The organism is Enterobacter sp. UPMP701, from assembly GCF_053709515.1.
Window position 1 is genome coordinate 256,903 of sequence record NZ_JBSKJN010000002.1, and the last position, 13,021, is coordinate 269,923.

The following is a 13,021-nucleotide window of genomic DNA, read 5'->3' on the forward strand; positions in this document are numbered from 1 at the left end:
TTTAAATGAAAATAGTTATCATTAAAGTTATGTCAATGAAGGGTGGCCTGATGGCGCTTCGCTTATCAGGCCTACGGTAAAGCAGATTTGTAGACCGGGTAAGCGCAGCGCCACCCGGCAAGAGGGCTGCCTACTGCCCGGCAAGGGCCTTATAAAATGCAGGATTCTCCCGGATCACGTTAAGTACCTTCGCCGCCAGCCCGGTTGGGTTGCGACGTTTGGACTCCCAGCTTTTTATCGTGTCAACGCTCGTGCCAAGCGCCTTCGCCATTTCGCATTGGGTAATATTGAGCTGTTCTCTGATTGCGCGAACATCTGCAACTTCATAGCGGGTTATTCTGGAAGCTGCTTTCCTTCCGCTGTGGATCTCAACCGCCTCTTCAAGCGAAGTTTTAAGTTCATCAAAGATGCTCATTTTATACCTCGGAACAACATAAAGGCGTACATAGTACACCTCTAGTAAAAGATATAATAAGCGCTATTCGAAAAGTACAGGGCCAGATTCATAACAATCTGGCCCCTCAACTTTCATGCACTTTATTCAGATCAAACTTTAGGCATCCGGGAACATCACGCTATTCCCCGGCGCTTCCCTGTGCAGATGGATAAAGTTCAGGTGCCGTTCATACTGATCCAGAATGTCCGTAATCACCTGCTCCTTGCTGTAATCCATCAAATCATTCCCCTGACTCCCTTCCAGCAGGAAGGTCTCCAGCCGGTAGTAGGTCGACTTCCCGCTGCGCGCACGGTAGGTAAAGCCGGGAACCGAATATTGCTGTGGCCAGATCTGATAGACAAAGTTCTGCTCGTCGCCCATGTGCACCAGCAGATCCAGGTGCCCCAGGTTCTCGCCCTCGTCCGGCGGCAGGTTTTTCAGTTCCACGTAGGCACCGCGCAGCTTCAGCTCCTGCGCCACCTCTTGCATTGCCGGGTAACACACCGTCTCCATCATCTGTCGGGTATAGCGCGTGCCGGGGTAGTTCATCAGGCGTGAAAGGCGTTTCTTCCAGCTCAGCCTGTCCTGCGCGCCCAGCGGTCGCGGCGCGGTGTCGCGGTTGGCGCTTTCGCGGCGGTAATCTTCCACCTTGAGCGATTTATACAGCCCGGCCATCACGAAGAAGATCACGAAGCTGAACGGCAGACCCATGATCACCGTGGTGTTCTGCAGCGCCGAGATGCCGTTGGTCATCAGCATGCCGAGCGTCAGCAGGCCGATGGCGACGGACCAGAAGATGCGCAACCAGTTCGGCGCGTCGCTGTTGATGTCCTTCAGCTTCGAGGTGAAGTTGCCCAGCACCAGCGCGCCGGAATCCGCCGAGGTGACGTAAAACAGCAGACCAGTGATAGTCGCCACCGAGGCGCTAAAGGTAAACGCCGGGTACTGCGCCAGCAGGCTGTAGAAACCGCGCTCCGGGTGCACCATCGCTTCCTGCGCGAAGCTCGCATTGCCGTGGATGATCTCGTGCAGCGCGCTGTTGCCGAAAATCGACAGCCACAGCAGAGTAAAGGTGAACGGGATAATCAGCGTGCCCATCACGAACTGGCGGATGGTGCGGCCACGTGAAATACGCGCGAGGAACAGGCCAACAAACGGTGACCACGCCACCCACCACGCCCAGAAGAACAGCGTCCAGTTGTTCATCCACTCCACCGGACGGTCAAAGGCGAAGCTGTTCAGCGTCATGCCCATAAAGCGGTTTACGTAGTCGCCTACGTTGAGCACTAAGGCATTGAGCAGGAACGAGGTATCGCCCATAAACAGCACGAACAGGATCAGCCCCAGCGCCAGCGCCACGTTCAGCTCGGACAGCACGCGGATGCCTTTATCCACGCCCGACGTCACCGAGATGGTGGCGATAATGACGGAGAGCGCAATCAGCGCCGCCTTGGCCGCCATCGAATCCGGGATATCAAACAGCACGCTCAGCCCGTAGTTGAGCTGCACCACGCCAATCCCGAGCGTCGTCGCAATACCGAAGATGGTGCCGATCACCGCCGCGATATCGACGCTGTGGCCAATCGGGCCGTTAATTTTTTTACCAAAAATCGGGTAGAGCGCGGATCGGATGGTGAGGGGCAAATTATAACGATAGCTAAAGTATCCGAGCGCCATCCCCATCAGGGCGTACATCGACCAGCCCGTCAGGCCATAGTGGAACAGCGTCCAGACCATCGCCTGACGCGCGGCCTCCATCGTCTGCCCTGCCCCTTCCGGCGGCTGCATATACTGCGTGACCGGTTCCGCCACGGAGAAGAACATCAGGTCGATGCCGATGCCCGCTGCAAACAGCATCGCGGCCCAGCTCAGGAGGCTGAACTCGGGTTTAGACTGCTCCGGCCCGAGCTTCACCGAACCAAAGCGCGAACAGGCAATGCAGACCACGAAGACAATATAGAGCGTCGCCGCCAGCAGATAATACCAGCCGAAGGTCTTCGACACCCAGTTCAGAGTGCGGCCAATCCACTCGGCAGAAAAATCACGAAAGAAGATGGTCGTCAGGGAAAACAACAAAATCAGCCCGGCGGAAGTATAAAAAACGACCGGGTTGATTTTGTCTTTTTCTCTGTCTTGTGAAAGGTCTGTCATCCAGTATCCCCACTGTTTTTGTAACTATTAAAATCCAAATCCGCAACAATTAAGACACATTTTATATTGAACGTCCAATCAAAAACCGCTTTAATGGTTAACCAACGCTGATGAATGGAGTGGCAAAAATGCCCAAAGTGGGGATGCAGCCGATCCGGCGCAGGCAGCTTATCGACGCCACGCTGGAAGCAATAAATGAAGTGGGAATGCATGACGCGACGATCGCGCAGATCGCCCGTCGGGCGGGCGTTTCCACGGGGATCATCAGTCACTATTTCAAAGACAAAAACGGTCTGCTGGAAGCGACCATGCGCGACATCACCGGCCAGCTTCGCGACGCGGTACTAAGCCGTCTGCACGCCCTGCCGGACGGCAGCGCGGAGCAGCGATTGCAGGCGATTGTCGGTGGCAATTTTGACGAAACCCAGGTGAGCGGCGCAGCGATGAAGGCCTGGCTGGCCTTCTGGGCGAGCAGCATGCACCAGCCGATGCTCTACCGCCTGCAGCAGGTGAGCAGCCGCCGATTGCTATCGAACCTGGTATACGAGTTTCGCCGCGAACTGCCGCGCGAGCAGGCCCAGGAGGCGGGCTACGGGCTGGCGGCGCTGATCGACGGGCTGTGGCTGCGCGCCGCGCTGAGCGGCAAGCCGCTGGATAAGACCCTGGCGCAATCGCTCACCAGCCACTTTATCAGCCAGCATTTACCGACCGACTAACCGAGGAGAATTTATGTCCCGAATGGCAGAACAGCAGCTTTATATTAATGGTGGTTATACATCCGCCACCAGCGGTCGCACCTTCGAGACCATCAACCCGGCCAACGGTGAAGTTCTGGCAACCGTGCAGGCGGCCGGGCGCGAAGACGTCGACCGCGCCGTGGTAAGCGCAAAACGCGGGCAAAAAATCTGGGCGGCGATGACCGCCATGGAGCGCTCGCGCATCCTGCGTCGCGCCGTCGATATCCTGCGCGAGCGCAACGACGAGCTCGCAAAGCTGGAAACCCTTGACACCGGTAAAGCGTTTTCTGAAACCTCAACCGTCGACATCGTCACCGGCGCGGATGTGCTGGAGTACTACGCGGGGCTGATCCCGGCGCTGGAAGGCAGCCAGATCCCGCTGCGCGAGACCTCGTTCGTCTACACTCGCCGCGAACCGCTGGGCGTGGTGGCGGGCATCGGCGCGTGGAACTACCCGATCCAGATCGCCCTGTGGAAATCGGCCCCGGCGCTGGCGGCGGGCAACGCGATGATCTTCAAGCCGAGCGAAGTGACGCCGCTTACCGCCCTGAAACTGGCGGAGATCTACACCGAAGCGGGCGTGCCGGACGGCGTGTTTAACGTCCTGCCGGGCGTGGGCGCAGAGACCGGCCAGTTCCTGACCGAGCATCCGGGCATCGCCAAAGTCTCCTTCACCGGCGGCGTCACCAGCGGCAAAAAGGTGATGGCCAACTCGGCGGCCTCGTCCCTGAAAGAGGTGACGATGGAGCTGGGCGGCAAATCCCCGCTGATAGTGTTTGACGACGCGGATCTCGATCTCGCAGCAGACATCGCCATGATGGCGAACTTCTTCAGCTCCGGCCAGGTGTGCACCAACGGCACCCGCGTGTTCGTGCCCGAGAAATTTAAAGCCGCGTTTGAGCAGAAGATCGTTGAGCGCGTGGGCCGCATCCGCGCGGGCGACCTGTTCGATGAAAACACCAACTTTGGCCCGATGGTCAGCTTCCCGCACCGCGACAGCGTGATGCGCTACATCGCCAAAGGCAAAGAGGAAGGCGCGCGCGTGCTGTGCGGCGGCGACGTACTGAAGGGTGAAGGCTTTGACAACGGTGCGTGGGTGGCCCCAACCGTGTTCACCGACTGCACCGACGAAATGACCATCGTGCGTGAGGAGATCTTCGGCCCGGTGATGTCCATCCTTACCTATGACACTGACGAAGAAGCGATCCGCCGCGCCAACGACACCGACTACGGTCTGGCGGCGGGCATCGTCACTGCCGATCTGAACCGCGCCCACGGCGCCATTCATCAACTCGAAGCGGGCATCTGCTGGATCAACACCTGGGGCGAATCCGCCGCAGAGATGCCGGTGGGCGGCTACAAACACTCCGGCATTGGCCGTGAGAACGGCGTCATGACGCTGCAGAGTTACACCCAGGTGAAGTCCATCCAGGTTGAGATGGGTAAATTCCAGTCCATATTTTAACCGGGAGGTTTATTTGCAATTTGACTACATCATTATCGGGGCCGGCTCTGCTGGCAACGTACTGGCAACACGACTGACTGAAGATCCGAACACCACCGTCCTGCTGCTTGAGGCGGGCGGGCCGGATTACCGCTTTGACTTCCGTACCCAGATGCCCGCCGCGCTGGCGTTCCCGTTGCAGGGCAAGCGCTACAACTGGGCGTATGAAACCGAGCCAGAGCCTTATATGAACAACCGCCGCATGGAGTGCGGACGCGGTAAAGGCCTGGGCGGTTCGTCGCTGATCAACGGCATGTGCTACGTGCGCGGTAATGCGATGGACCTCGATCACTGGGCCAAAGAGCCGGGTCTGGAGCACTGGAGCTACCTCAACTGCCTGCCCTACTACCGCAAGGCAGAGACCCGAGACGTGGGGCCGAACGACTACCACGGCGGCGACGGTCCGGTGAGCGTCACCACCTCCAAACCGGGCGTGAACCCGCTGTTTGAAGCGATGGTAGAGGCGGGCGTGCAGGCGGGATACCCGCGCACCGACGATCTCAACGGCTATCAGCAGGAAGGCTTCGGCCCGATGGACCGCACGGTCACGCCGCAGGGCCGACGCGCCAGCACCGCGCGCGGCTATCTGGACCAGGCAAAACCGCGCCCGAATCTGACTATCCGCACCCATGCCATGACCGATCGCATTATCTTTGACGGCAAGCGCGCGGTGGGCGTCGAGTGGCTGGAGGGCGAAAGCACTATTCCGTCCAACGCGACGGCGAACAAAGAGGTTCTGCTGTGCGCAGGGGCCATTGCCTCCCCGCAGATCCTGCAGCGCTCCGGCGTGGGCAATGCCGAGTTGCTGAAGCAGTTCGATATTCCGCTGGTACACGACCTGCCCGGCGTGGGCGAAAACCTGCAGGATCACCTGGAGATGTACCTCCAGTACGAGTGTAAAGAGCCGGTCTCCCTCTACCCTGCCCTGCAGTGGTGGAACCAGCCGAAGATTGGCGCCGAGTGGCTGTTTGGCGGCACCGGCGTGGGCGCGAGCAACCACTTCGAAGCGGGCGGGTTTATCCGCAGCCGCGAAGAGTTCGAGTGGCCGAACATTCAGTACCACTTCCTGCCGGTGGCGATTAACTACAACGGCTCGAACGCGGTGAAAGAACATGGCTTCCAGTGCCACGTTGGCTCCATGCGCTCGCCGAGCCGCGGCCACGTGCGCATTACGTCGCGCGATCCGCACCAGCATCCGGCGATCCTGTTCAACTACATGTCCCACGAGCAGGACTGGCAGGAGTTCCGCGACGCGATCCGCATCACCCGCGAGATCATGCACCAGCCGGCGCTGGACAAGTATCGCGGTCGTGAAATCAGCCCGGGCATCGAATGCCAGACCGACGAACAGCTGGACGAGTTCGTGCGCAACCACGCCGAAACCGCCTTCCACCCGTGCGGCACCTGCAAGATGGGCTATGACGAGATGGCGGTGGTCGACGGCGAAGGCCGCGTTCACGGGATGGAAGGTTTACGCGTAGTGGATGCGTCGATCATGCCGCAGATTATTACCGGCAACCTGAACGCCACCACCATCATGATTGGCGAGAAGATTGCCGACGCCATTCGCGGGCGCGAGCCGCTGGCGAAGAGCACGGCGGCGTATTATGTGGCGAACGGTGCACCGGTTCGACGCTGAGTGCGTATCCCCTCACCCTAACCCTCTCCCCAAAGGGGAGAGGGGACGATTACACCCTCTCCTCTATGGGGAGAGGGATGGGGTGAGGGGTAAGCCTTTTACTGCCTAAATTCCTCTAACCGCCTGATCTGCCGTCCTTCCCCGTCAAAATTCTCCGCTGCCAGCCAGGCGCGTAGCTCCGCATCCCTTTGCGGCCATTCGCCGTCAATAATCGAAAGCATATCGCTGTCTCGGTTGCGCCCTTTACGCACCAGCTTCTGGCGCAGCCGCCCTTCCCAGACAAACCCCAGCCGCTCGGCAGCGTTGCGCGATGCAATGTTCATGGAGTCGCACTTCCACTCAAGGCGCCGGTAACCGTGCTCAAACGCATTTTTCAGCAGCAGCCACACCGTTTCGGTGCCCATCCGGGTCCCTTTCATCTTGCGCGACCAGGTCACGTGGCCGATCTCCACCGATCCCAGCAGCCGTTCGTTAGCCATATAGCTCACCAGCCCCACCGCTTTTTCAGTGCGTAAATCGATCACCGCAAAAGGGACCAGATCGTCATCCATCACCTTGCCGAGCACCCAGTGCGCGGTGGCTTCCACGCTTTCCGGCTGCGTGCTGGCAAGCCACGTCCAGTCGCTGTCGTCGCCCAGCGCGTAGGCTTCATAGAGATCGGCCGCGTGGCGATCGGCATCCAGCGGCTCCAGACGGCAGTACTGGCCGAACAGCGGCGTGCGGGTTAACGCCCGCGCGCCTTTCCAGCCTGGAACGGTATCGTTAACGGTTTGACCATGTTGATTGATTTCGGGCACGGCGGTGACTCCCTGAAAGGTAAGGAGTTTGTTATAGCAGGTTAAAAAGCGGGCGAAAAGGGAGGATTTGCAGGCCGGGTAACGCGGAACCGCCACCCGGCATAAGATTACTTGAGCAGCTTCACCGTGGCGTCGATGTCGATTTCATCTTCGGTAAAGATCATCGTCGTATTCTGGAAGGTAGTGATCGCCAGCTTCTTCACCGTGCGCATTTCGCCCGGCTTCTTATCGGATTTCGGTTTGATGCTGTTCATCAGCAGCCCCACCGACAATACCGCGTTCTCTTTGTCGATTTTCGTCTCTACGGGCTCTTCTTCGCTGAACACCACGAAGGATTTGATCGAAGTGAGCTTCACGCGCTCGCCCGCAATATAGAGGTGCTTGCTTTCAGGGATCACCTTCACCGCATAGGCGGAGAGGCCTTTGTTGTTGGTGGTTGGCTCGAAGGTCACCGCAGCGTCTTTCTTAATCAGATCGGGGTTCGCGACCTTAATCACATGAAAATAGCGGTTGTCGCCGTTTTCATCTTTGATAAATCCAAAGCCTTTATCTTTAAACCACGTTGTGATTGTACCGTTCATCGCTGTTACCGCCTGTCAGATCGTAATGACTAAAGTTTTGCAGCGCGCAGTGTAATGCACAATGACGGAGGAGACAAAAAAAAGCCCCTGCACGGGTGCAGGGGAAAACTCATGTCAGAGCTTATTAGAATTTAATTAAACACCATTCCACCATCAATTAAGAGCGACTGGCCGGTCATGTAGTCGGAATCCGGTCCTGCCAGGTATGAGACGCAGGCGGCGACATCTTCCGGCTCGGACAAACGGCCAAGCGTAATGCGTTTGGCAAAGGTTTCTGTCCCGTAGCCGAGCGGTTTACCCGCCGCCTCGGAGACCTGACGGTCGATTTCCGCCCACATCGGCGTTTTGACGATGCCCGGACAGTAGGCGTTAACGGTGATCCCCAGCGGCGCGAGATCCCGCGCGGCGGTCTGGGTTAAGCCGCGCACCGCGAACTTGCTGGAACTGTAGACCGCCAGTTCAGGGTTGCCGGTATGGCCTGCCTGGGAGCAGGCGTTGATGATCTTGCCGCCGTGCCCCTCTTTGCGAAACGCGTCGATCGCGGCCTGGATCCCCCAGATCACCCCTTTTACGTTGATGTTGTAGACCTTGTCGACAATGTCCGGCGTGATGGATTCGATGGGCGTAGACGGCGCAATCCCGGCGTTGTTAACGATAACGTTAAAGCCGCCCAGCGCGGTGCGCGCTTTCTCCACCGCCGCAAATACCTGCTCGCGATCAGAAACATCGACCTTCACGGCGACGGCGTTGCCGCCGTTACGGATGATTTCATCGGCGACGGCTCTTGCCGTCTCAACGTTATAGTCGGCGATGGCGACGGCAAAGCCATCTTTCACCAGGCGAAGCGCTATCGCTTTACCAATCCCCTGGCCTGAGCCTGTTACGAGAGCCACTTTTTGCATTTCTCTGTCCTTATCGTGATTCATAAAATCTGGCTGAGATGGAGCTGGCCCATCAGCAGCGGGTTATCGCTGTAGTCGACGGGAATGGCTACCACTGCCGGGCCGTCGACATCCATTGCCGCACGCAGCGTGGGTTCCAGCGCCTCGGCGCTCTCCACGGCAAAGCCTTTCGCGCCGAAGGCGTCGGCATAGACTTTGAAATCGACCGGGCCGAACTCCACGCCGGAAAGGCGCTGGTATTTTTTCTCTTCCTGGATCGCCACCATGTTGTAGGCGTTATCCACCCAGATGATGTGCAGCACGTTGGCGTTGAGGCGCACGGCGGTTTCCAGCTCCATGCTCGACTGTAAAAAGCCGCCGTCACCGGAGACCGACACCACCTTGCGCCCCGGGTTGACCAGCCACGCACCGATCGCCCACGGCAGCGCGACGCCCATGGTCTGCTGGCCGTTGGAGATCATTACCTGACGCGCGCGGAAGCTGTAGAGGTAGCGGGCGATCCAGATGTGGAAGCTGCCCATGTCGACGGTAAGCGTGACGTCGCTGTTCACAATGTCCTGCATGGCCCGCACGATGCGCAGCGGGTGCAGGGCAAACTGGTTGAGCGAGGCGCCGCGGCGGTCGAGCAGATCCCGCTGATGCTGGCGATCGACCAGAATTTCGGAGGCCCGCTGGCTCAGTTCGAGCTTATGGTCGATGCGGCTGGCGAGCAGATTCAGCGTTTCGGCGATGTCCCCTACCAGTTCAAGATCGGGAACATACTTGCGCTCCTCGTAGGCGGGCAGCACATCAATATGCACCAACGTCGCGTCGCCGCTGTTCCACATGGACGGCTCGTATTCCACCGGGCTGTAGCCGATGCAGATAATCAGATCCGCCAGATGTAGCAGCCGGTCTCCGGCCTGGTTGTTGAACAGGCCGACGCGTCCGGCGAAGCGGGTGAAGTGCTCCTGGTTTACCGCCCCGGCGGCCTGATAGGTGCTGGTAACCGGAATGCGGCTTTTCTCCAGCAGCTTGCGCAGTGCGGCGCTGTTCGCGGGCTGGCTCGCCATCAGGCCGAGTAAGATGACCGGGTTTTTGGCGTTTTTGATAAGCTTCGCCACGTCGTTAATCGCTGACTCCGGCGCCGGACCCATCAGCGCCGGACCGCTGGCGGGTAAAATCGCGCCCGTGGTGGGCTGGTCGACAATATCCTGCGGCAGGCTGACGAACGCGCCCCCCGGCCTGCCGTGCTCGGCGGCGCGAAACGCGTTCGATACCACCTCGGCAATCGCGTCCGGCGAACTGACCTCCACGGCGTATTTCGTCACCGGGCTGAACATCGCTACGGTGTCCATGCTCTGGTGCACCAGCTTGGCTTTATCCGCGCGCTTCACCGCCCCGCCCAGCGCCACCACCGGGTCACCCTCGCTGTTGGCGGTGGCGATGCCGGTGATCAGGTTCGAACAGCCCGGCCCGGAGGTAACCAGCGCGACCCCAGCCTTGCCGGTTAACCGCCCTACCGCTGCCGCCATAAACGCCGCGTTCGCCTCGTGACGCACCGGGATAATCTCGATGGAGGAGTCCAGCAGGGAGTCGAAAACCTTGTCGATTTTTGCGCCGGGGATCCCGAACACCTGCTTCACGCCCTGCGCTTCCAGCTGGCCGACAACCATATCGGCGCCGTGCGCCCACTGACGTGACTGTTTCTCACTGTTCACGGTAGTACTCCTGTTAGTTTTCGACGGCGCGGATAGCCGCATCAAGGTTGCTGGGGTGCAGGTTGGCCTGTAAAAAGGCGCTGTCGGCGGGCAGGTCAATCATCAGCTTGTGGATCTCCCCGAAGGTGAGCACGCCATTCTCCAGCTGGTAGTCGAGCAGGTGGCCCCCGCCCTGACGGTCGTCGGTAATAAAGTGTTCGTGATAGCCCGCCACGTTGATGCCCTGCATATGCTGCGGCGTGCGGAACCCGACCAGCACCCCTTCGCGCTGGTTAAAGCGGAACACCGGCTGGTCATCCAGCACGTCGGTCATCGCCCGGTACGGCGGCGTCTGGCGCGGCACGGTGCGAGTATGCGCATGGCGGAAGTTGCCGTCGATGCGCAGCGCGCAGAACAGGTTATCGGAGGGGATTTGCTGGTCGATGACGTCGTGTATCTGCTGACGGCTGACCGGCCCGTCGAAGGTTTTGCGGTACTGCGGCTGGAACCAGGTCATCACCGCGAACGGCGTTTTTTGCTCCGGCTTCGCGGCCCGGGCGCTGCCGTCGGCGCGCAGTTGGTACACCTGGCTGCTGAAGGCAATCATTTCGCCGTCCAGCTCGTTAAAGGTACCTAGACCAAAATCACCGTGTGCCAGCAGGTCGGCGATGGTGGTCTCCCCTTCGTATACGCCGCTTAGCAGCGCGCTCATTAGCGATGTCTGATAGATCACGCTGTCAGGATGCTGAGCCGAGAACCCGCGCAGGGTCTCGCATAAACTCGCCTCACAGTCGCATGCAGATGAATGCATCATCATGCCCGTCCTCTTCAACTTTATTTATAAAGGTTAAATAAATGTTGACCCGATTCAGCAGAGAGTTCCAATATAGAAACCATGCTGGTTTGAGACGTTTTAGATATGGAACTTCGTTATCTGCGGTATTTCGTCGCCGTTGCACGCGAGCGACACTTCACCAGGGCGGCCGAAGCGCTGGGTATTTCACAGCCTCCTCTTAGTCAGCAGATCAAACGGCTCGAAGAGGAAGTGGGCACGCCGCTGTTCAGACGCCTGACGCGAGGCGTGGAGCTGACCGAAGCGGGAGAAGCCTTCTACGAGGACGCCTGCAAGATCCTGGCGCTGAGCGACGCCGCGCTGGAGAAAGCCCGCGGCATCGCGCGCGGGCTGAACGGCAGCCTGTCGATTGGCATCACCAGCTCCGACGCTTTTCATCCCAAAATCTTCGCCCTGATTCGCCAGTTTCAGGTGCAGAACATGGCGGTGCAGGTTCACCAGGTGGAAGCCAATATGTCGTCGCTGACGACGATGCTGGCGGAGGGTGAGCTGGATATCGCTTTTGTGCGCCTGCCGTGTGAGAGCAGCAAGGTGTTTGAGTTAAAAATCCTCGACCGGGAGCCGATGGTGGTGGCGCTGCATCGCGATCATCCGCTGGCGGCATATGATTCGCTGGCGTTAGAGCAGCTTCGGGATACGCCGGTGGTGTTGTTCCCGCAGGAAGTCGCGCCGGGGCTATATGACCGGGTTTACGGCTGCTGCGAGCGGGCCGGAATAAACGTGCAGCGCGCGCTGCAGTCGTCGCAGCTTTCGTCCTCCCTGAGCATGGTTTCCGCGGGCGGCGGGTTCGCGCTGGTACCGAAATCGATGGCGGCCATTTCACCGCCGAATGTGACCTATCATGCGCTGAGCTCGCCGGAGCTTTATACCGATATCGCACTCTGCTGGCGGCGCTTTGAACGCTCGCGGACGGTGAAGCGGTTTCTGGCGATGATGAGCGAGGGGTAGCGGTCGGTTTGGTTGGTGGATGTTGTAGGCCGGGTAAGGCGCAGCCGCCACCCGGCAATGCCCTTCTGGAAGCCGCCTCGCAAACCTGCAAGCAACCTTATGTAATTCAGGGGCATCCCTTTTCATCCCTTCTTCACGGTCGTAAAGTGCCTGCGTTGCGGCACATCCGTAACCGGGCGTAGGAACCCGTTAGCATAACATGACACTTTATTGCACAACGAGGATGCTAAATGGCTACTACACCTAACTTTTCTTATGCGCTCTCTGAAGAAAGCGCTGTTCATCATCTCATCAATCTTCAGCTTTGCGATTCCGCAGATCTCTTCGAACTGGCTGACACCTGCGCCGCCTGTGTGAGCGTGCTGGTTGAAACTGACGATCCCGTGACGTTTTCTATACTTTGCGAGCGCTTGCTGGAACTGCTTAAACGCCTCCGTGTACGTTGCGATACGGAACTGCCCCCACATCTGGTTGAACGACTCATCGCGGGGGAGAAGATCGTTTCCTGCGTGCCGGACTGCTGGCAGGAGACGGCGTTGCAGGTGGATTATGCTGTGGCGTTAACGCTGGCGGTGATGGGTGGGACACTGCCTGCGAGCGTGGCGAAAGAACTCACCGGGCTACTGCATGATATGGTCTGGCTGCTGGCTGAGTTTGTGAAGGAGCCTTATATTACGGCGCATTGAGGCGGGTGATGGGAGGCCGGAGTTCTGCTGCTGCGGACGGGCGAGGATTTCGGCCAGATACCCCTCTCTTTTCCTGGTAATTGTCTATATCAAAGCATCTGTTACTCT

At 59.0% G+C, this 13,021-nt stretch carries 12 protein-coding genes; 5 read left to right on the forward strand and 7 right to left on the reverse strand.

The window, feature by feature from the left end:
- Positions 1–130 precede the first annotated feature (130 nt).
- Together nadS and betT are read right to left on the reverse strand one after the other, a co-directional pair.
- Entirely contained in the window at positions 131–415 is a 285-nt protein-coding gene (nadS, locus tag ACWKXT_RS06765; protein ID WP_032652913.1) for a NadS family protein, read from the reverse strand.
- A gap of 138 nt (positions 416–553) precedes the next feature.
- Entirely contained in the window at positions 554–2,587 is a 2,034-nt protein-coding gene (gene betT / locus ACWKXT_RS06770) for a choline BCCT transporter BetT (RefSeq protein ID WP_454532017.1), read from the reverse strand.
- Positions 2,588–2,715: 128 nt separating this feature from the next.
- On the opposite strand from betT, the gene betI reads away from it, so the two are divergent.
- From betI to betA, 3 genes are read left to right on the forward strand one after another with little or no spacing between them, the layout of a single operon-like run.
- A complete protein-coding gene (gene betI, locus ACWKXT_RS06775; RefSeq protein WP_454532213.1) occupies positions 2,716–3,303 on the forward strand; it encodes a transcriptional regulator BetI in 588 nt (195 codons plus the stop codon).
- Positions 3,304–3,316: 13 nt separating this feature from the next.
- Positions 3,317–4,789, forward strand: coding sequence for a betaine-aldehyde dehydrogenase (gene betB, locus ACWKXT_RS06780; RefSeq protein WP_454532018.1), 1,473 nt, complete (start codon positions 3,317–3,319; stop codon positions 4,787–4,789).
- Positions 4,790–4,802: 13 nt separating this feature from the next.
- Positions 4,803–6,467, forward strand: a complete 1,665-nt coding sequence (gene betA, locus ACWKXT_RS06785; RefSeq protein WP_454532019.1) for a choline dehydrogenase — start codon at positions 4,803–4,805, stop codon at positions 6,465–6,467.
- Between the two features lie 98 nt (positions 6,468–6,565).
- Here the strand turns inward: betA and ACWKXT_RS06790 are convergent, their stop codons facing one another.
- From ACWKXT_RS06790 to budA, 5 genes are all read right to left on the reverse strand, one after another.
- Entirely contained in the window at positions 6,566–7,264 is a 699-nt protein-coding gene (locus ACWKXT_RS06790) for a GNAT family N-acetyltransferase (protein ID WP_454532020.1), read from the reverse strand.
- A gap of 107 nt (positions 7,265–7,371) precedes the next feature.
- Complete coding sequence (locus ACWKXT_RS06795) at positions 7,372–7,845, reverse strand: cold-shock protein (protein ID WP_028012266.1); 474 nt, start codon at positions 7,843–7,845, stop codon at positions 7,372–7,374.
- Positions 7,846–7,976: 131 nt separating this feature from the next.
- Positions 7,977–8,747 carry a (S)-acetoin forming diacetyl reductase gene (locus ACWKXT_RS06800; RefSeq protein WP_024906954.1) on the reverse strand — a complete coding sequence of 257 codons (771 nt, stop codon included), beginning with the start codon at positions 8,745–8,747 and terminating at the stop codon, positions 7,977–7,979.
- Positions 8,748–8,767: 20 nt separating this feature from the next.
- The gene (alsS, locus tag ACWKXT_RS06805) at positions 8,768–10,447 is read right to left on the reverse strand and encodes an acetolactate synthase AlsS (RefSeq protein WP_454532021.1); all 1,680 of its coding nucleotides are present in this window, start codon (positions 10,445–10,447) and stop codon (positions 8,768–8,770) included.
- A 13-nt stretch (positions 10,448–10,460) separates the two neighbouring features.
- Complete coding sequence (gene budA, locus ACWKXT_RS06810) at positions 10,461–11,240, reverse strand: acetolactate decarboxylase (RefSeq protein ID WP_003858848.1); 780 nt, start codon at positions 11,238–11,240, stop codon at positions 10,461–10,463.
- Between the two features lie 105 nt (positions 11,241–11,345).
- Here budA and ACWKXT_RS06815 point away from each other — a divergent pair, with 105 nt between their 5' ends.
- Complete coding sequence (locus tag ACWKXT_RS06815) at positions 11,346–12,227, forward strand: LysR family transcriptional regulator (RefSeq protein WP_454532022.1); 882 nt, start codon at positions 11,346–11,348, stop codon at positions 12,225–12,227.
- 230 nt (positions 12,228–12,457) lie between these two features.
- The gene (locus ACWKXT_RS06820) at positions 12,458–12,913 is read left to right on the forward strand and encodes a hypothetical protein (RefSeq protein ID WP_454532023.1); all 456 of its coding nucleotides are present in this window, start codon (positions 12,458–12,460) and stop codon (positions 12,911–12,913) included.
- The last annotated feature ends 108 nt before the right edge of the window (positions 12,914–13,021 follow it).